The sequence below is a fragment of the Formivibrio sp. oc-25 genome, assembly GCF_055810895.1.
On sequence record NZ_JBVVOL010000003.1, the window covers coordinates 63,020 to 83,363 of the forward strand.

At 56.7% G+C, this 20,344-nt stretch carries 13 protein-coding genes; 6 read left to right on the forward strand and 7 right to left on the reverse strand.

Translation table 11 applies throughout. The annotated features are described in order from the left end of the window. Positions 1–59 precede the first annotated feature (59 nt). The 4 genes from pgi to zwf all read right to left on the reverse strand — a co-directional run bounded on the left by pgi (position 60) and on the right by zwf (position 4,920). Positions 60–1,709: a glucose-6-phosphate isomerase gene (pgi, locus tag AC0KVQ_RS02865; RefSeq protein ID WP_473419611.1), complete on the reverse strand. Its 1,650-nt coding sequence runs from the start codon at positions 1,707–1,709 to the stop codon at positions 60–62. Positions 1,710–1,851: 142 nt separating this feature from the next. Then, on the reverse strand, positions 1,852–2,685 hold the full coding sequence (gene hexR, locus AC0KVQ_RS02870) for a transcriptional regulator HexR (RefSeq protein ID WP_473419612.1): 834 nt from the start codon (positions 2,683–2,685) through the stop codon (positions 1,852–1,854). A gap of 78 nt (positions 2,686–2,763) precedes the next feature. Further along, on the reverse strand, positions 2,764–3,462 hold the full coding sequence (pgl, locus tag AC0KVQ_RS02875) for a 6-phosphogluconolactonase (RefSeq protein ID WP_473419613.1): 699 nt from the start codon (positions 3,460–3,462) through the stop codon (positions 2,764–2,766). A gap of 3 nt (positions 3,463–3,465) precedes the next feature. After that, positions 3,466–4,920, reverse strand: a complete 1,455-nt coding sequence (zwf, locus tag AC0KVQ_RS02880) for a glucose-6-phosphate dehydrogenase (protein WP_473419614.1) — start codon at positions 4,918–4,920, stop codon at positions 3,466–3,468. Positions 4,921–5,258: 338 nt separating this feature from the next. Between zwf and edd the strand changes: the two genes are divergently transcribed. From edd to hpnC, 4 genes are all read left to right on the forward strand, one after another. Next, complete coding sequence (gene edd / locus AC0KVQ_RS02885; protein ID WP_473419615.1) at positions 5,259–7,082, forward strand: phosphogluconate dehydratase; 1,824 nt, start codon at positions 5,259–5,261, stop codon at positions 7,080–7,082. A 150-nt stretch (positions 7,083–7,232) separates the two neighbouring features. Further along, positions 7,233–8,231 (forward strand): type I glyceraldehyde-3-phosphate dehydrogenase, encoded by a 999-nt coding sequence (gene gap / locus AC0KVQ_RS02890; RefSeq protein ID WP_473419616.1) that lies wholly within the window; start codon positions 7,233–7,235, stop codon positions 8,229–8,231. Positions 8,232–8,461: 230 nt separating this feature from the next. Next, positions 8,462–9,496, forward strand: coding sequence for a porin (locus tag AC0KVQ_RS02895; RefSeq protein ID WP_473419617.1), 1,035 nt, complete (start codon positions 8,462–8,464; stop codon positions 9,494–9,496). Between the two features lie 88 nt (positions 9,497–9,584). Further along, complete coding sequence (gene hpnC / locus AC0KVQ_RS02900; protein ID WP_473419618.1) at positions 9,585–10,409, forward strand: squalene synthase HpnC; 825 nt, start codon at positions 9,585–9,587, stop codon at positions 10,407–10,409. Between the two features lie 53 nt (positions 10,410–10,462). Here hpnC and AC0KVQ_RS02905 read toward each other — a convergent pair whose 3' ends face one another. Beyond that, on the reverse strand, positions 10,463–11,635 hold the full coding sequence (locus tag AC0KVQ_RS02905; RefSeq protein ID WP_473419620.1) for an ABC transporter permease: 1,173 nt from the start codon (positions 11,633–11,635) through the stop codon (positions 10,463–10,465). Further along, positions 11,632–12,795, reverse strand: a complete 1,164-nt coding sequence (locus AC0KVQ_RS02910; protein ID WP_473419621.1) for an ABC transporter permease — start codon at positions 12,793–12,795, stop codon at positions 11,632–11,634. The genes AC0KVQ_RS02905 and AC0KVQ_RS02910 overlap by 4 nt, the downstream gene beginning before the upstream one ends. 116 nt (positions 12,796–12,911) lie before the next feature. Between AC0KVQ_RS02910 and AC0KVQ_RS02915 the strand changes: the two genes are divergently transcribed. Continuing rightward, positions 12,912–16,703: a PAS domain S-box protein gene (locus AC0KVQ_RS02915; protein ID WP_473419622.1), complete on the forward strand. Its 3,792-nt coding sequence runs from the start codon at positions 12,912–12,914 to the stop codon at positions 16,701–16,703. Beyond that, on the forward strand, positions 16,696–17,634 hold the full coding sequence (locus tag AC0KVQ_RS02920) for a diguanylate cyclase (RefSeq protein WP_473419623.1): 939 nt from the start codon (positions 16,696–16,698) through the stop codon (positions 17,632–17,634). The genes AC0KVQ_RS02915 and AC0KVQ_RS02920 overlap by 8 nt, the downstream gene beginning before the upstream one ends. A gap of 66 nt (positions 17,635–17,700) precedes the next feature. On the opposite strand, the gene alaS is transcribed toward AC0KVQ_RS02920, so the two are convergent. After that, positions 17,701–20,331: an alanine--tRNA ligase gene (alaS, locus tag AC0KVQ_RS02925; RefSeq protein WP_473419624.1), complete on the reverse strand. Its 2,631-nt coding sequence runs from the start codon at positions 20,329–20,331 to the stop codon at positions 17,701–17,703. Positions 20,332–20,344 lie beyond the last annotated feature (13 nt).

The window sequence follows — 20,344 nt, forward strand, 5'->3', positions numbered from 1 at the left end:
CTTGCTTTAGTGGGTGGACGAGGCGCGCTGCTTAGGCGCGCTTCCTTTCTTGGCCTTGATCAAACACCGGTCAGGCGTTTTTTGTAAAAATTGATCAGGCCGTTGGTTGATGCATCGTGGCGGGTAGCCGGCTCTGATGCGATCAATTCTTGTTCTATTGTTTTGGCAAGCTGCTTGCCAAGCTCCACGCCCCATTGGTCGTAGGAGTTCACATTCCAGATCGTGCCTTGCACAAATACCTTGTGCTCATACAGGGCGATCAGTGCGCCCAGCGTTTCCGGTGCCAGTTTCTGCATCAGAATCGTGTTGCTGGGACGATTTCCTTCAAATATCTTGTGTGGCAGCAGTTTTTCAAGTGCTTCACCGCTCAAGCCCTGTGCCGTCAGTTCAGCGCGGACTTCCGCTTCATTCTTGCCGCGCATGAAGGCTTCGGTCTGAGCGAAAAAATTCGCCATCAGAATTGGCCCATGCGGTGCCGGTGCATCGGGGTGTTCGATCGAGGCAATGAAATCGATGCCGACCCCCTGGCTGCCCTGGTGCAACAACTGGTAGTAAGCGTGCTGACCGTTGATGCCCGAATCTCCCCATACGATCGGCCCGGTTTCATAGTCGACAATGCGCTGACCATCCAGGTCCACGGTCTTGCCGTTGGATTCCATGTCCAATTGTTGCAGGTAGGACGGAAACCGATCGAGGGCCTGATTGTAGGGGGAAATCAGTAAGGATGGGAAATGGTAAAAATTCCTATTTAGAATGCCGAGCAATGCAAGCAATACCGGCATGTTCTGAGCCAGTGGCGCTTCGACAAAATGCCGGTCCATGGCATGGGCACCTGCCAGCAATTTTTCATAATTTTCTGGCCCGATGCACAAGGCAATCGGTAATCCAATGGCCGACCAGAGCGAGTAACGTCCACCGACCCAATCCCAGAATTCGAACATATTGGCAGGATCGATGCCGAAAGCCGTCACGGCCTGGGTATTGGTCGAGACCGCGACAAAGTGCTTGGCGATGGCGCTTGCATCCGCCGATTGCAGGAACCAGCGCCGCGCGGTATGCGCGTTGGTGAGCGTTTCCTGGGTCGTGAATGTCTTGGATGCCACAATAAAAAGTGTGGTGGCCGGGTTGACGCGTGCCAGAACGCTGCTGATCTGATCGCCATCCACCGTCGAGACGAAATGCATTTTCAGTTGCGGATGCGCGTAGCGGTGCAATGCGCGGCAAACCATGAGCGGGCCGAGATCGGAGCCGCCGATACCGATGTTGACGATGTCGGTGATGGCCTGCCCGGTATGCCCCAGCCATGCGCCCGAACGCACGGATTCTGCAAAACACGCGATACGTTCACGCACCGCATTGACTGCCGGCATGACGTCACAGCCATCAACCAGAACCGGATGGTTGCCCAGATTGCGAAGCGCAGTGTGCAACACTGCCCGTTGTTCGGTGCAATTGATTTTCTCGCCGGCAAACATGGCATCACGGCGTGCAGCAACGCTTGCCTGTTCGGCCAATTGGATGAGCAAAGGCAAGGTTTCAGCCGTGATTCGGTTCTTGGAGTAATCAAGAAACAGGCCGCAGGCTTCCAGGCTAAAGGCTTCGAAACGCTTTGGATCGGCTTCGAAAAGCTGACGCAGATGATGCTTGGAAATGCTGGCGATATGCGCCTGAAGCTCAGACCAGGCAGAGAGTTTTACTGGGTTGGGCATGGCAGATCTCATCAGGGATTGGATTGTAGCAATGGGGGAATAGGGCAGTCTTGGTCAACTCGCCCAATAGCCTTCCCCCACTACTCAACAGTATTCGTCATTGCTCACGAAAATGTGAACCTGATTTTGCAAAATGCCCAAATCAACGAATACGTTTGTCCTTCAGGCTTTGCTTCATTTTTTCCAGCTGGTCGATCAGTTCCGGGCCGCGTTTCAGGGCGACACCCACTGCCAGCACATCGATGATCACCAGGTGAACGATGCGGGTGATCATGGGGGAGTAAAGATCCGGATCTTCCATGGTGTCGGCAAACAGGCAGACGCTGCAACGCTTGGCCATGGGCGATTTGGAATGGGTGATGCCGATGACATCCGCGCCGGCATCGCGGGCGATTTCGACCGAGCGGATCAGATCCAGTGTACGGCCGGAATTGGAAATCGCGATCACCGCATCACCCGGTTTGAGCATGGAGGCCGACATGCCGTGCATGTGCGGGTCGGTGTAGGACATGGTCGGCACACCCAGGCGGAAGAATTTGTTCTGGGCGTCGATGGCCACCGCACCGGATTGCCCCTGGCCATAGACATCGATCTTGTGTGCATTGCCCAGGATATTGATGGCGCGCTCCAGCGCATCGGTATCGAGTTCGTTGCGGCAGCGCATCAGGTGCGAGATGTTGCTGTCGAACAGTTTGCGGGCAATATCATGCGCCGAATCACCGGGCATGACTGTCGAATGGACATAGGGTACGCCGGCGACCAGGCTGCGCGTCAGGCGCAACTTGAAATCCTGCAGGCCGGTACAGCCAAGCGAGCGACAGAAACGGATAACGGTTGGCTGGGAGACATTGGCTACCTCGGCAATGTGCGCGATCGGAGCATTGGCAACCATATTGGGTTGCGCCAAGGCCAATTCGCCAACCTTGCGTTCGGATTTACTGAGTGAATCGAGAGAGGATCGTATTTTTTCTAGCATGATGGTCAGGTCCTGGTGCGTATTTTCTTGATGTTTTCAATGTAGAGCTTGTTATTGCGAAACGGATTTCAACTTGCTTTATGGCGCCCAGAATATGTGGGTCGCCGGTGCTGCTTCAATGACTTGCCTGATCGGCAGCCCCGGTGCCGGGCCTGCCAATGTTTTTTCGAGGAGTTCGCGCTTGCCGGTACCGCAGATATGCAAAAGCAAATGCTTGGTGGAAACGATGGCGGCACGGGTCAGGCTGATGCGCGCATGCGGGGCTGTAACCGGCGTCATGGCAAGGCAGTGATCGGTGGAATCAAGCGCGCTTTGTAACTCGGGTGACCGCGGAAACAATGAGGCTGTGTGGCCATCGTCACCCATGCCCAGCACAATGACATCCAGCGGCCAATTCAGCCTGGCCAGTTGCTGTTCGGTGATCGACTGACCTTCGCAGGCACTCGGTGCGGCATTGAAAAGCGGTATGAAGCACGCACAGGAAGCAGGGCCTTGCAGCAAGGTTTCCCGTACCAGCCGCGCATTGCTGTCAGCGTGGTCGGCTGGTACCCAGCGTTCGTCGACTAGCGTGATGGTGACATGTGACCAGTCAAGCGGCTGGTTGGCGAGTTTGCGCAAAAAGCCGGCAGGCGTGCGCCCGCCCGATACTGCCAGGCTGGCCTGGCCTTTTCTGGTCAGGGCCTCACGTAACTGATCGGCCACAAATGTGGCCAATTCTTCATCCAGTGCCGCAATCGTAGCTTGCGCATGCCAGATCAGCTTGCCGGAGTTCGCCATGGTTCAGGCCTCCTCGTGCCAGCAAAAGCCATCGCGCGAAAGCAATGCCGATGAGGCTGCAGGGCCCCAGGTTCCTGCGGTATAGGGTTTGGGGGGCTCGGGATTGTTTTCCCAGGCATCCAGAATGGGTTCCACCCATTTCCATGCGGCGGCTTGCTCATCGCGCCGGACAAATAGCGACAGGTCGCCGCGAATGACATCCATCAGCAGACGTTCATAAGCTTCGGGCGAGCGGGTCTGGAATACTTCCTTGAAATCCAGGTCCAGATAGACCGGGCTCAGGCGCATTTTGTCGCCGGGCTGCTTGGCCATCAGGTAAAGCCGGACGGATTCGTTAGGCTGCAAACGGATCACCAGGCGATTGGGTGTCATCGGCTGACGTCCAAAAATTGAATGTGGCACCTTGCGGAAATTCACCACGATCTCGGCCAGACGTTCTGCCATGCGTTTGCCGGTGCGCAGATAGAAAGGCACGCCAGCCCAGCGCCACGAGCTGATTTCAGTCTTGATGGCGACAAAGGTTTCAGTGCGTGAGTGTGTGCCGACGCCTGGTTCTTCCAGATAGCCGATGGCGGGCTTGCCCTCGGCTGCCCCGGCACGGTATTGCCCGCGCACGACCTTGGTCAGCAAGCCTTCCGGATCGAGTGGCTTGAGAGAGCGCAGTACCTTGAGCTTTTCATCGCGAACTGCATCGGCATCAATGGTGGCCGGCGGTTCCATGGCAACGATACACAGCAACTGCAACAGGTGGTTCTGCACCATGTCGCGCAGTGCCCCGGTCTGGTCATAAAAAGATGCCCGGCTCTCCACGCCGACCTGCTCGGTTACCGTGATCTGTACATCGCTAATCCATTCATGGCGCCATAAGGGCTCCAGAAAAGTATTGCCAAAACGCAGCGCCAGCAGATTCTGAACCGGCTCCTTGCCCAGGTAATGGTCAATACGGTAGATCTGCTTTTCGCTGAAATAGGCGCCGACGGTGTCGTTGATCTTGTTGGAGGACGCCAGATCATGGCCCAACGGTTTTTCCAGCACCACCCGCGTGTTGCCGCGATTCAAGCCGCTGTCGGCGAGATTTTTGCAGACCCGGGAGAAAAGATCGGGGCTGGTGGATAGATAGAAAACGCGCGCGCGATTCGGGTGCTCATCGAGCAATTTACCCAGCTGATGAAAGTCTTCCACCGCATTGGCATCGAGTTGCAAAAAGGCAATGCGTCGGGAGAAGGATTCCCAGGTTTGGCTGGAAAAATCATCACCCAAATACTCTTCGACCTGAGGGTATACCTTGGCCAGATAGGCGGCGGTATCCGGCTGCGAGCGGCCCAGGCAGATGATACGACCCTCCGCCAATTTGCATTCGCGGTGCAGGTGATACAGGGCCGGCAGCAATTTTCGGATCACCAGGTCGCCCGTGCCGCCAAACAAGACCATGTCAAATGGGGAGTGTGGTGTTTTCATCGGTAATCCTCGTAGCTATCCGTGACAACGCGCTTGCCAGGTGACCCTGTGTTCTGCGGATGGGGTTCTGGGCACTCGCTGTATTTGCAAGGCCTGACCAGGTAAATGTAGTGTAGTTCCACTTATCCTACTACATGGCTGCGCTGTGCGGCAAAGCAATGCATTTGCCTGATCAGTTTGTATCAGGATTGGCCAATTGCCTGGATCAAAATGGCGTATGGCTGCATTTTGTCGCCAGCGTGTTGAATTGCCGGCCTTGCTGTAGTAAAACTACGATTTTCTGACCAATCCTGCATGTCAGTCAAATACTGCGTGCTTGAACGGGGGAGTGCAAACCCATGGCTGTCCATCACACCCTATCTGCCGTTACCGAACGCATTGTCCGTCGCAGCGAGGCGACCAGGCGCCAGTACTTGTCCCTGATCGAACATGCGGCCAGTACATCGCCGACTCGTGAAGTGCTGGGCTGTGCCAATCAGGCCCATGCCTGGGCTGCCGCGCCGCGCGAGGATAAACTGGTTTTGCGGGCCATGCGCCAGCCCAATATCGGCATTGTGACGGCCTATAACGATATGCTGTCCGCACATCAACCGTATGAGCGCTACCCCGCCATCTTGAAAGCAGCTGCGCGTGAAGCCGGTGCAACAGCACAAGTCGCCGGCGGGGTGCCCGCCATGTGCGATGGGGTGACGCAAGGTTTCCCGGGCATGGAATTGTCACTGTTCAGCCGGGATGTGATTGCCCTTTCCACGGCCATTGCCCTTTCGCATCATGTGTTTGATGCAACCCTGTGTCTGGGTGTGTGTGACAAGATCGTGCCCGGGCTGTTGATGGGTGCACTGCGTTACGGACATCTGCCTGCGATTTTTGTGCCGGCCGGCCCGATGCCAAGCGGCATCAGCAATAGCGAGAAATCCAGAACGAGACAATTGTATGCCGAGGGCAAGGTCAGCCGCGACGAACTGCTTGCCTCGGAAGAAGGTACTTATCACGCGCCCGGCACCTGTACTTTCTACGGTACGGCGAATTCGAACCAGATGCTGATGGAAATCATGGGTCTGCATCTGCCCGGTGCGGCTTTTGTTGCCCCGAATACCCCATTGCGTGATGCGCTGACGGCCGCTGCAGCACGCCGGGTGGCTGCGATGACTGTGCTGGGCAAGGAATACATTCCCGTGGGTCGGGTAGTGGATGAAAAATCCATCGTGAATGGCATTGTCGGCTTGCTGGCAACGGGCGGTTCCACCAATCACACGCTGCATCTGGTGGCGATTGCACGGGCTGCCGGCATTCTGATCGACTGGAGTGATTTCAGCGAACTCTCGTCAGTCGTGCCCTTGCTGGCGCGTGTGTATCCGAATGGCCCTGCCGATGTGAATGAGTTCCATGCTGCCGGCGGGATGGCTTTCGTTATTCGCGAACTGCTGGATGCGGGCCTGTTGCATGAGGATGTACAGACAGTGGTTGGTCAAGGCCTGCGTCGTTACTCTGAGGTGCCGGTGTTGAAAGATGGCGTGCTGGGTTGGCAAGCCGTGGCCAAGCAAAGTGCCGACGATACCGTGCTGGCTCCCTTTGCCCAGGCGTTCAGCACAGAGGGCGGAATCAAGCTGGTAGAGGGCAATCTTGGGCGGGCAGTCATCAAGATTTCTGCCGTGAAACCGGAAAACCGCATCATTGAGGCACCAGCGATCTGTTTCAATGATCAGGAGGAAGTGGCTGATGCGTTCAAACGTGGTGAGCTGGATCGCGATTTTGTGGCGATTCTGCGTTTCCAGGGGCCGCGTGCCAATGGCATGCCCGAGCTGCACAAGCTGATTCCTGCATTGGGTGTGTTGCTGGATCGAGGCTTCAAGGTGGCGCTGGTTACGGATGGTCGTATGTCCGGGGCGTCTGGCAAGGTGCCGGCGGCCATTCATGTGACGCCCGAGGCGGCCATGGGGGGGGCGTTGGCCAAGGTATGCGACGGTGACTTGGTGCGCCTGGATGCGGCAGCCGGCACGCTGGAGGTTTTGCTTGACGACGATGCGTTGCAGGCACGCGCACCGGTACAGGTGGATCTGTCACGCAATGCGCTCGGTTTCGGTCGGGAAATGTTCGGATTGTTCCGCGCAAATGCTACCGGCTCGGAGCAGGGTGGGTGTAGTCTGTTTGCCAGTGAGTGATTTTTCGGCGAAACTTGGCCGATTGGCCTGACCGGTTGCGCGGGATGGCGAGATTTGCGAGGTTTTTTGTTGTTGCGCAAAGGTATGATGCAAAGATTGTAGCATTCTTACGCGACTTGATTTTTTGATCCTCTTATCAGGAGATGACGCATGACTATCAAAGTAGGTATCAATGGTTTCGGCCGCATCGGCCGCATGGTTTTCCGTGCTGCTGTCCAGAATTTCTCTGACATTGAAATCGTTGGTATTAACGATTTGCTCGAGCCGGATTACCTCGCCTACATGCTCAAGTACGATTCGGTGCATGGCAAATTCAAGGGCGAAGTTTCCATCGAAGGCAACACGCTGGTTGTAAATGGCAAGAAGATTCGCCTGACCGCTGAGCGCGATCCGGCTGCCCTGAAGTGGGATGAAGTAGGTGCCGATATCGTGGTTGAATCCACCGGCCTGTTTCTTACCAAGGAAACCGCTGAAAAGCACATCGCTGCTGGCGCCAAGAAGGTCATCATGTCGGCTCCGTCCAAGGACGACACCCCGATGTTCGTATACGGCGTGAACGACAGCACTTACACCGGTCAAGCCATCATCTCCAATGCTTCCTGCACCACCAACTGTCTGGCTCCGATCACCAAGGTGATCAACGACAAGTGGGGTATCAAGCGCGGCCTGATGACCACTGTGCATGCAGCTACTGCCACGCAAAAAACCGTTGATGGCCCGTCCAACAAAGATTGGCGCGGCGGCCGCGGTATCCTCGAAAACATCATCCCGTCCAGCACTGGCGCTGCCAAAGCAGTTGGCGTGGTGATCCCGGCCGTGAAGGGCAAGCTGACCGGCATGGCCTTCCGCGTTCCGACTTCCGATGTTTCCGTGGTTGACCTGACTGTCGAGCTGAACAACGAAGCCACTTACGAAGAAATCTGTGCCGCCATGAAGGCTGCCTCGCAAGGCGAACTGAAGGGCGTGCTCGGCTACACCGAAGACAAGGTTGTGGCTACTGACTTCCGTGGCGAAGTTTGTACTTCTACCTTCGATGCCGAAGCCGGTATCGCGTTGGACAAGACCTTCGTCAAGCTCGTGGCCTGGTACGACAACGAGTGGGGCTATTCCAACAAGGTTCTGGAAATGGTTCGCGTGATGGCCAAGTAATTCTGAGTTTTTTCAGAATCGAAAGCCGCCGAAAGGCGGCTTTTTTGTTAGGGTTTGCGGCAATGTTGCGGCGCGGCGACAGTTTATGGGTAAAAATTACAATGAAGTTGCGGCATTCTGTGGCCGGCGCTACGCTGGCATTGAAGGATGGTGTGAATCGTTCCCATCTTGTCTGCAGGCCTGATTTGATGGCCTCTTGGTTAAAGTAAATTCTACAAAGGGATAAAAACATGTTTAAACGTGCACTGTTGGCTACTTCTGTAGCTGTCGCGATTTCCGCACCGGCCATGGCCGAAGTAACGGTTTACGGCTCCGCTCGTACCGGTATCGAATACTCCAAGTCGGCTGACATCAGCCGCGTTCGCCTGATCGATGAAAACTCTCGTATTGGTTTCATGGGCTCTGACAAGCTGGACAATGGCATGACCGTTTTCTGGAAGAGCGAACATGCCTTCCGTATCGGCTCAACCAATGCCAATGGTACTAACGATGCGTCGAGTGGTTGGGGTGCTCGCGATCAGTATGTGGGCGTTGAAGGTGGTTTCGGTACCGTGAGCTTCGGCAAGCAAAACGATGCTTACGGCGACTGGATCAATATTTCGCCGGTGCTGGATGGCGCGATGACCAACTCCGAAGATTCCTTGTTCTATCAGGTTGAATCCGGCTCACGTAAGAGCAATGTTGCCAAGTATGTTTCGCCGAAGTTCAGTGGTTTCCAGGCATCTGTGGCGTATGATTTCGGTGGTCGTGTAAAGACTGGCGCGACCAACTATGATAACCATGGCTATTCGGCTTTGCTGACTTGGGGTAATGACAAGTTCACGGTTGAAGGTGCTTATCTGGGTGTGCAGGATTACGACAACACCCCGGGTGAAAAACTGAATTCTTTCGCTTTTGATGGTGTAGCCAAGGTTACCGATGCGCTGTCGCTGACCGCCCATTGGGAACGTGCAAAGTTGTCGCAAGAAGATTACAAGCGTGATTACTTCGGCGCTGGTGCTGTCTATGGTGTTGGCAAGTGGGCCGTGATCGCTCAATACTTGCAAGCCAATGAAAGCAAGGTTGCCGGTGTGAAGCAGGATGACGGTGCTTACCAGGTTAAACTGGGTGCCCGTTACTCGCTCAGCAAGCAGACCACTGCTTTTGCTGGTGTAAGCTATATCGATAACGACAACAATGGTGCTTTTGGCACAGCCACGGGTGTTGGTGGCGATACCGGCTCGCGTGCTGGTACCGTTTCGGTCAGCCTGCGTACCGACTTCTAATCGCATCTCGATACAAGTCGCAGCAAAAAAGGCGGGGAAACCCGCCTTTTTGTTTTATCCTTGATTCCTCAATCTTTCCCTGACAGCCATGCCTGCCTTGACCTCTGACCAATCCGTTGGTCATTACGAAAATTTTCCGGTTGGTTCGATCCTGTTGCCCGCTCGCTTTCGTCCGGCAGTGGCAGCCGTCTACCATTTTGCGCGCCACGCCGATGATCTGGCCGATGAGGGTGATGCCTGCAACGAGGAGCGTTTAGCTGCGCTGGATCTTTGCAGCGCGTTGCTGCGCCAGATTGGACAAGGGGAAATTCCGCAGCAGCCGCTATTTGCGGCCCTGGTGCCGCATATCCAGGCACATGCCATTCCGTTGCAACTGTTTGAGGATCTGCTCTCTGCATTCAGGCAGGACGTGGTGGTGAAGCGCTATGACAGTTATGTGGAGGTTCTGGATTATTGCCGGCGTTCGGCTGATCCGGTCGGGCGCATTTTGCTGCATATTTTCGGCGAAGCCAGCCCGGAAAACCTGCGCCAGTCGGACTGCATCTGCTCGGCCTTGCAGTTGATCAATTTCTGGCAGGATGTGGCCATCGATTGGCAAAAGGATCGGGTGTACCTGCCGCAGGAGGATTTGCAGCGCTTCGGAGTCGGTGAGGTGCAGATCGCAGCTGGCCAGATGGATAGTGCCATGCGCGAGTTACTGGCATTCCAGGTTGCCCGCGCGCGCGCCCTGTTATACGAAGGCAAACCGCTTGGCCGGCGTTTGCCCGGCCGGGTTGGTCTGGAGATCCGTACGATCGTGGCGGCGGGGGATCAATTACTGCGCAAGATCGAGGCGGTGGGCTTCGACGTGTTTCATGCCAGACCCAAACTGGCGGGCAAGGATTGGCCGCAGATTCTGTGGCGGGCGCTCTAAGCTCTGTTGACGTTTGATTGCTTTTTACGCAAGCCCGCCAACAGAGCCTAGTATCAGGCGGCACGCAAGGCATCGACAATTTCCAGCCTTGCGGCACGCACCGCAGGCAAAAAACCTCCCAGAAATCCCATCAGTATTGAAAAAATCAGTGCCCGGCTGATGATGGCCGGCGTCAGGGTGAAGCCGAAAGCCAGTTCGGAAAAGGTTTGCCAGTTCATGGTCGATAGCGTGACCCATTGCATGGCGCTGGCGGCCAGTAGACCCATGCCACCGCCAACCAGGCTAAGCAGCAGTGATTCGGCAAGAAATGCCAGCAAAATACTGTGACGCGGAAAGCCGATGGCGCGCAACGTGCCGATTTCGCCGGTACGGCTGGCCACGGAGCCGTACATGGTGATTACGGCGCCAATGATTGCGCCTACCGAAAAGATCAGCGATAGCACCAGACCCAGTATGCGGATGAAGGTAGCCATGATCCACGATTGGTCGGCATAAAATTGTGTTTCGCGTTTGGCTTCCAGGTTCAGCCGGCGATCCTGCAGCAATTGCTGGCGTATGTTCTCCTGCTGGCGGGAGTCGGTCAGGCGAAATACCACCGATGAATACAGTGAGCGACGGAAGGCCTGCATGATTTGCTCGTTGTCGCCCCATATTTCCGAGTTGAAAGCGGTATTGCCCGCATCGAAAACCCCGACTACCAGCCATTCCTGTCGGGCAAAAGAGAGCCGTTCTCCCAGTCCGACGCCGCCGAAGCCTTTGGCTATGCTGCTGCCGACGATAATTTCATTACTGCCTGATCGAAACATGCGCCCGCTGGCCAGTTGGACTTGTGGGCGCAAGGCCAGTCCCACTTCATTGCTGCCGCGTACCGTGACGTTGGCCGGCGAACCACTCTGCTGCTTATTCAGGGTAATCAAAACCAGGCATTCACGTGCCAGGAGCGGATAGCCCTGCGGATCGCGCGCAACCTGAGGCATGCTTTCCAGAATGCTGGCCTGATGGCGTTCGATACTGCTTTGAATTTCTGTTTGCGCAGCGGCACGAATGACCACGACGTTGTCATCGCTGCCGGTCTGGACCAGCGTGGCGCGCAATCCGGCTTCCAGCATCTGCACCGCGCTAAAGACGAAAACGACCAGCGCCATGCCGCTGGCAGTCAACAGCGTGGTCAATTTGCGGGCGAGCAAATTGCGCCAGATATAGGGCAGGGGGATGGTGTGTGTCATGCCACCGCTCTCAATCCCGCCACGATGTTGATCCGCATGGCCTTGGCTGCCGGAATCACTGCGGCACAGGTGCCAACCAGGATGGCTGCGGCCAGTTGCAGGTACAGTGTTTGTGATGCAACGTTGAATACGGGAAAAATATTGTCCAGCTTGCTGCCCACCAGCAATGCGGCCGGCCAGGTTGCCAGGATGCCTAAGCCCGCACCGAGCGCGGTCAGTGCCAGTGATTCGGCGTATACCAGGCCGGCTATGGTCAGCGGTGAAAAGCCCAAGGCCTTGAGTGTGGCGTATTCTGCCACGCGTTCACGTGCCGCCATGGCCATGGTGTTGGCCATGACTGCCATGATGATCAGGATGACGACATATGAGACCAGCTCAATGGCGTTGACTATCGCGCCCGTCATGGCGATGAAACCCAGATTGAAGGCTTTTTCGGTTTCGGTCAGGGTTTCGGCGTAGGAGTTTTTGAATTCAAGGTCGATTTGTCGTGAAATTCTGGCGGCATCTCGTCCATCGTGTATGCCGATCAGATAGATGCCGACTGCATTGGCGCGCAGCGGCGAGGTCTGTTTCAGGCGCTCGTTCAGATAATCCCATTGAAACAGGAATTGACCTTCATCGGTATTGGCATGCCGGCCGGAATAAATGCCGCGCACGACAAACTCCCATGTGCCGGGATAGATGGTTCCCTTGAGCGGGATGACATCGCCGATTTTCCAGCCATAGCGGTTGGCCAGCTTGCGCCCGACAATCGCGCCGCGCCGGTCGAGCCGGAATGCGCGCATTTGCTCTGGCGCGACAACCAGTTCCGGGTAAAGCGAGAAATGACGCGTCGGATCAATTGCGAACTGGGCAAAGAAATTGCGCTCGTCGATATAGACACCATTGAACCAGTTCATGGCGCTGACCGCGGTGACGCCTTCGATGCTGCGCAGCTTCTCGGCGTAAGACAAAGGCAGCGGCACAATCAGTGAAATCGCACTGCGCACGATCAGACGCTTGTCCGATGCTGCCTCTGCACCGGCATACCAGGCGGAAATCACGGTGCGCAGCAGGCCGAACGCCAGAATGGCGACAAAAATCCCGCCTATCGTCAGCGATGAACGCAGGCGATGACACAGGCTATTGCGCAGGGCAAAGCGAATCAGGAGGGTGAGCATGTGTTGAGCATAGTCCTTGCCTCGATGCTGGGAAAGCGACGGCAGGCAGGCTACTATCCGCTATTGTCCCGCATGGGGACATGCCTGCTGACAGATTTTCGCTTGTGGAGTTGCCGGTGAGACTCAGAACCCCGCTCTTGTTATCCGTACTGGTCATGTTGTGTGCATTGGGGTTACTTGCCTCGACCTTGCTCGATATCCGCCGTACCCAGCAAATAGCACATGATCTCAACGAGCGTCGGGAGCAGTTGTATCGTCTTGCGGACGAACTGCGCAGCACTTCGGATGCGATGGCGCAGATGGCACGGGCCTATGCCGCGACCGGCGACAAGCAGTTCGAACGCTTTTATCACGAGATCATCGATATTCGTGCCGGCAACGCACCACGACCCGAGCATTACGACAGCGGTTACTGGCATCGACGCATCGCGCTGCAGGAAAGGCCGACCACGGAGGGCGAGCGTGTGTCCTATCTGGATTTGCTGCAGCAGCATCACCTTGATCCGGATGAGGTGGCCACGCTCAAGTCCATTCTGGCGCGTGATGACAAGCTGGCAAATGTCGAGCTCAAGGCCATGGCTGCCGTCAATGGCCATTTCCCGGATGCGCAGCATGCAGCCGGTACGCCGAATTTTGCCTTGGCCAATCAACTGCTGTTCGGTTCGGCCTATTTGTACGAGCGGGCCATGATCATTGATCCGCTGCAGCAATTTCTTAGGCAGGTTGATCAGAAAATCAACGCGCAACTTGAACGGCGCAAACAGCAACAGACTCGCAGCATCCTGCTGGCCTTTGGGCTGCTGCTGACGTTGTTATCGGCATTGTTCTGGCTGATGATCTGGCTGTCCCGGCATGTGGCGAAGCCTTTACAGATCATGGCCAGCAAGGCCGGCCAGGTTGCCGCCGGAGATTATTCAGTCCGTGTCGAGGAAAAAGGTTTTTACGAGTTGCGGCAACTGGCGTGCGTCTTTAACGACATGGCCACAGCCATCGAGCGCGATGTGCATGCACGGCGGTTGACGGAAAAACGCTTGGCACTTTCCGAGCGGCACTACCGTACCTTGTTCGATGGTGCTGCCGATGCGATTCTGGTGCGCCCATTGCACAAGACTTTTTCCGACGCCAATCTGGCCGCCTGCAGGCGACTTGGCTACAGCCGCGAGGAGTTGCTGGCGCGCTCACCATTGGATGTCACCGCGCCGGATGCCTACCTGAATGAAGAGCAGGTGCTGCACCTGATAGGGGATCAGGGCTGGGCTATTTTCAATTCTGTTTCGCAGGCGAAGGATGGCACCCGGATTCCGGTGGAAGTCAGTGTGCAACTGGTCGAGTATGAAGGCGAACGGGCAATTCTCACGGTTGCGCGTGATATCCGTGAGCGGCTGCGCATGCAGGATGCCCTCAAGCATGCCAAGGAATTCGCCGAACGCCTGATTGAAACCGCGAATGTGATCGTACTAGGTCTGGATCAGCAAGGTCGGGTCATGCTGTTCAATGCAGCGGCAGAGCGGATTACCGGTTTTCCCCGGCATGAAGTACTGGGTCAGGACTGGTTCTCGCTAGTTGTGCCGCGCGATCGTTTCCCGCAGGTGTGGTCGGAGTTTGAAAAACAGCACACCATGCCGCGTACGTTTGAAAATCCGATTCTGACCCGGGAGGGAGAAGTCCGGCTTATCGCCTGGCAGAATAACGTGGTGAACGCTCCTGAAGCCGGTATGACCACGATCTCGTTTGGCGTGGATGTGACTGAAGTACGTGAAGCGCAAAGGCTGATGCAGCAATTGTTCGAGCAGGCGCCGTTGCCAGTGCTGGTCACGGATGAAAACGATGATCACGTGATATTCGTGAACAACAGCTTCCGCGATGTGCTGGGCTATGAGCTGGAAGAACTCCGGCAGGGCCCACACTGGCAGGAGGTGATCTGCGTCGATCATGACCGTCAGGCCGACCGGGCTGCACGGCAATCTTCCGATAAATCGGATATGCAATCGATGCAAGCGACAGAAGTGCTGTTGCGTTGCAAGTCGGGTGAGCGCCGCATATTCGAGGCGCATCGCAGCAAAGTTGGCAATGCACATCTGGTGATGTGGGTGGATCTGACTGAACGCTTGCAGGCAGAGCAGCAAATTGCCGAGCTGGGTGAACTCAGCCAGAAAATCATTGAAAGAACCACTTCCGGTATCGCAGTAACGAATGTCGATGGTGAGATCGTTTTGGCCAACAAGGCCGCTGAACAGATCATGGGGGCCGAGCCTGGCGCCCTGATCGGGTTTGATCTGCTGCATAGTCCCGCCTCCATCCAAAACGGGCTGACCGAGATGGCTGCGCATGTGCTGGAAACTGGCGAAGCTATGCATTTCGAAAGCCGGTTTACCACTTCATTCGGCAAGGAAGTCTGGCCGGTTATCGACTTGATTCGTATCCGTCTACACGGAGAGAGCCTGCTGTTGCTGGTGGCCAGTGATTTGTCCGAATTCAAGCGTGCAGAAGAAGTTCTGCGCCAGGCCAAACAGGCGGCCGAGCAGGCCAACCGCGCCAAGAGCGAATTTCTGGCCAATATGAGTCATGAGATCCGTACCCCCATGAATGCCGTGATCGGCCTGGCGCAACTGGCGCTGACCACGGCGCTGGATGCGCGGCAGCGCGATTATCTGGACAAGATCCACCAATCGTCCTGTTCCTTACTGGGCATCCTGAATGACATCCTTGATTATTCAAAGATCGAATCCGGGCGGCTGGATATTGAAACGGTCGAATTCAGCCTGATGGAAGTGCTGCAGAATATCTGCAATCTGTTTATGCCGGCTGCGCAAGCCAAAGGCATTCTTATCAACTATCGACTGGATGCCACTGTCCCGTCCAAACTGCTCGGTGATCCGCTGCGCATCGGCCAGGTCTTGAGCAATCTGCTCGGCAACGCCGTCAAGTTTACCGAGCGGGGACGAATCGAAATTTCGCTTGGCTGCCAGCAGGCGCAGGCCGGCAGTGTCGTGCTGGAAGGCGTGGTGCGCGACACCGGTATTGGTATGCGGCCTGAGCAGATCGAACATGTTTTTTCGCCTTTCAGTCAGGCCGATGGATCGATTACCCGCCGTTACGGCGGTTCCGGTCTGGGTTTGACCATCAGTCGTCGCTTGCTGCAGATGATGGGCGGCGATATTTGCGTGGAAAGTGTGATCGGTGCTGGCAGCAGTTTTTACTTCACATGGCGCGGCGGCGTGCCGGCGGGTTCCTCTGTCCGTCAGCCAATCGAACTGATGCTGCTGGAAGACAAAAGCCACGAATCCTGTGCGGCACTGACTGGCGCACGGATACTGGTCGTGGAGGACGATGCGATCAGCCAGCAAGTGGCACGCGAATTCCTGGTTCAGGCCGGTGCCATCATTTTCGTTGTAAACAATGGCCAGGAGGCACTGGATTTTCTGGCGCGTGAATCCGTGGATGCCGTGCTGATGGATATCCATATGCCGGTCATGAATGGTCTGGAAGCAACGCAACGGCTGCGGGCCGATCTACGCTGGCGGGATTTACCCATTGTGGCGATGACGGCCGCCGTATTGCCGCAGGACAGGGAAGCCTGCCAGGCTGCGGGTATGACCGATTACCTGGCCAAGCCGGTCGATCGGGATACGCTGCTGCATACGCTTTGCCGTAGCCTGAAACCGCAAGCAGCCCAGGCAGAATGCGTGATTGACCGGCAGGCGGGCCGAGCCTTGCTGGATCGGCTTGCTATACTGCTGGATGAGCAGGAATTGGTTCCAGACCAACTGTTGCAGGGGTTGAGTGAACAATTTTGCGGATGCCAGGCGCAGATGCAGCGCTTGCGCCGTGCGCTGGCGGATTTTGATTTTGATGCGGCCAGGCGTGCGCTTGACGAACTTGCCCGGGAATGCGGGAAACATGATTGACGAAGCAGATCGGCCCATCGTACTGGTCGTCGACGACGTAGCGGCCAATATCCAGATCCTGGCGGAAGCCTTGCGGACGGAATATCGCATTCGCATTGCCAGCCGGGGTGAGGATGCCTTGCGCCTGGCGCAGCGTACCCCGCAGCCGGATCTGATCCTGCTGGATGTGATGATGCCGGATATGGACGGTTATGAGGTTTGCCGGCGACTCAAGGAAGACGAACGCACCCAGAATATCCCGGTCATGTTCGTCACGGCCCGTGACGATGCCGAGGCCGAGGAATATGGCCTGCGGCTGGGTGCCGTCGATTACATCATCAAACCCTATCGTTTGCCGGTGGTAAAAGCCAGGGTGCGCAATCATGTGGCGCTCAAACAGAAGACTGACTTGCTGGAAAGGCTGGCACTGATCGATGGTCTGACTGGCATTCCCAACCGACGCAATTTTGACGAGCGATTTGAAGTCGAGTGGCGCCGTGCCTTGCGCGATGGTAAATCGCTCGCCCTGATTCTGGTCGATGTCGATCATTTCAAAGCCTACAACGATCACTATGGTCATGGCGCCGGTGATGTTTGCCTGCGCGGGGTCGCGCGAACCTTGCTGTTGAGCCTGGGACGCTCGGCTGACATGGTTGCGCGCTATGGCGGTGAGGAATTCGTGGTGTTGTTGCCGGAAACCGATCTGGACGGTGCCTGCCGGGTGGCCGAGCGAATGCGCGAGCAGGTGTGGCAACTCGATATCGCGCATGAACGAGCTGATTGTGGCAGGGTAACGGTCAGCCTCGGATTTGCGGCCATGCAGCCGAGCATGGCAGAGCGTCAACAGTTATCGCTGTTGCTGACGCAGGCAGATGCCGGCCTGTATCAGGCCAAGCAGGGAGGGCGCAACCGCGCTAGTACGGTGGCAGTACTGTCCGGGGAAAACAAGTAGCATTTTCAATGCGGAATAAAAAAAACGGCCAGTATTAACTGGCCGTTAGCGTGTCCAAGTCTGGTATCAAAGTTTGGATTCAATCCAGCCCTTGACCGATGCCAGTGCAGCAGCCAGGTTTTCCGGCTGGGTACCGCCGGCTTGCGCCATGTCCGGGCGACCGCCACCCTTGCCGCCAACTTGCTGTGCCACCACATTGACGAGTTCGCCTGCCTTGATCTTGCCGGTGGTATCGGCAGTGACGCCGGCGATCAGCGCAACCTTGCCTTCGTTCACGCTCGACAACACGATGGCTGCGGTCTTGAGCTTGTCCTTGAGCTTGTCCAGTGTTTCACGCAGTGCGGCGTTGTCCACGCCTTCCAGTTGCGCCGCCAGAACCTTCACGCCCTTGATTTCGATGGCCAGGTCGACGAGTTCATCGCCCTGGCTGGCCGCGAGCTTGGCCTTCAGGCGTGCGAGTTCCTTTTCCAGCGTCTTGACGTGATCCTGAATGCGCCCGAGCTTGCTAACCAGTTCGCCCGGCTGGGCTTGTGCTACCGCCAGTGCTTCCTTGACTTCGCGTTCCTGCGTCTGCACCAGTGCCAAAGCGCCTTCGCCCGTCACGGCTTCCACGCGGCGGATACCGGCGGCCACGCCACCTTCGGTGATGATCTTGAAGAAACCGATGTCACCGGTACGGCCGACATGGGTGCCGCCACACAGTTCGGTCGAAAAATCCCCCATCTTCACGACGCGGACTTCATCACCGTATTTTTCGCCGAACAATGCCATGGCGCCGGCCTTGATCGCATCGTCGTAGCCCATGTTGGCAATGGCTACCGCGTTGTTGTGCATCACGACATGGTTGACCAGTTGCTCGATTTTGGCGAGCTCTTCTGGCGAGACGGCCTTCGGATGCGAGAAGTCGAAACGGGTGCGCTCCCAACTTACCAGCGAGCCCTTTTGTTCGACATGCTTGCCCAGCACTTCGCGCAATGCTGCGTGCAAGAGGTGCGTGGCCGAGTGGTTGCGTGTGGTGGCCAGGCGTTTGTGCAGATCGATGGTTGCAGTGACTTCGTCACCGATTTTCAGGCTGCCGCGCGCCAGGCGGCCTTGATGGCCAAATACGTCAGCCTTGATCTTTTGCGTGTCGGTCACGTCAAACAGGGCATCGACACCGCCGGTAGCGAAAATTTCGCCCGCATCCCCGCTTTGGCCGCCGGATTCGGCATAGAACGGCGTGTTGTCGAGTACGACCACGCCTTCATCACCAGCTTTCAGTTCATTGACCGATTCGCTGCCTTTGTAGAGCGCCAGCACCTTGCCTTCGCGGCTGGTTTCCGTGTAGCCGTGGAAGCACGATGCCGCACCCTCATAGGCAAGCCCGGCCGCCATCTTGAACTGGCCGGCTGCCTTGGATTGCTGGCGCTGGGCTTCCAGTGCAGCTTCGAAACCGGCCATGTCGACCGTCAGGCCGCGTTCACGGCAGATGTCGGCAGTCAGGTCGATCGGGAAACCGAAGGTATCGGCCAACTTGAAGGCGGTTGCACCATCGAGCACCGTCTTGCCACCGGCGAGCGCCTGCTCCAGCAGTTCCATGCCGTGATTGAGCGTCTTGCCGAACAGTTCTTCCTCGAGTTTCAGCGCATCTTCGATATGGGCCTGACGCGTGCGCAATTCGGGATAGGCATCGCCCATGACCTGGGCGAGCGGGGCAACCAGCTTGTGGAAGAACACACCTTTCTGGCCAAGCTTGTAGCCATGGCGAATCGCACGGCGGATGATGCGGCGCAGTACATAGCCGCGGCCATCGTTCGATGGCAGGGCGCCGTCGGCGATCAGGAAGGCACAGGCGCGGATATGGTCAGCGATGACTTTCAGCGATGGCGTGGTCTGGTTGTATTCAACACCAGTAGCGCTGGCGGCGGCCTTGAGCAAGTCAACGAACAGATCGATCTCATAGTTGGCATGCACTTGCTGCATCACTGCGGAAATGCGTTCCAGCCCCATGCCGGTATCGACGGATGGCTTGGGCAGCGGGTGCATCACGCCAGCTTCATCGCGGTTGAACTGCATGAACACGTTGTTCCAGATCTCGATATAGCGGTCGCCGTCTTCTTCCGGCGTGCCTGGCAGGCCACCTGGAATGTGCGCGCCATGATCGTAGAAGATCTCGGAGCACGGGCCGCATGGGCCGGTATCGCCCATGGCCCAGAAGTTGTCGGACGCGTACTTGGCACCCTTGTTGTCGCCGATGCGGATCACGCGTTCCGGGGCGAGGCCGACTTCCTTGTGCCAGATGTCAAAGGCTTCGTCATCCTCGGCATAGACCGTGACCCAGAGTTTTTCCTTGGGCAGGTTGAGCCAGTCGGGCGAGGTCAGGAATTCCCAGGCAAAGAAGATGGCATCACGCTTGAAATAGTCGCCAAAGCTGAAGTTGCCGAGCATTTCGAAGAAGGTATGGTGACGCGCGGTATAGCCAACGTTTTCCAGGTCGTTGTGCTTGCCGCCGGCGCGCACGCATTTTTGCGAAGTCACCGCACGGTTGTAGGGACGCTTGTCGAAGCCGAGAAACACATCCTTGAACTGGTTCATCCCCGCATTGGTGAACAGGATGGTGGGGTCGTTGGCGGGAATCAGGGAAGACGATGCAACGACCTGATGGCCCTTCTGGGCAAAGAATTCAAGAAATTTCTGGCGAATCTCGGCGGATTTCATGGCAAGGCAGCCT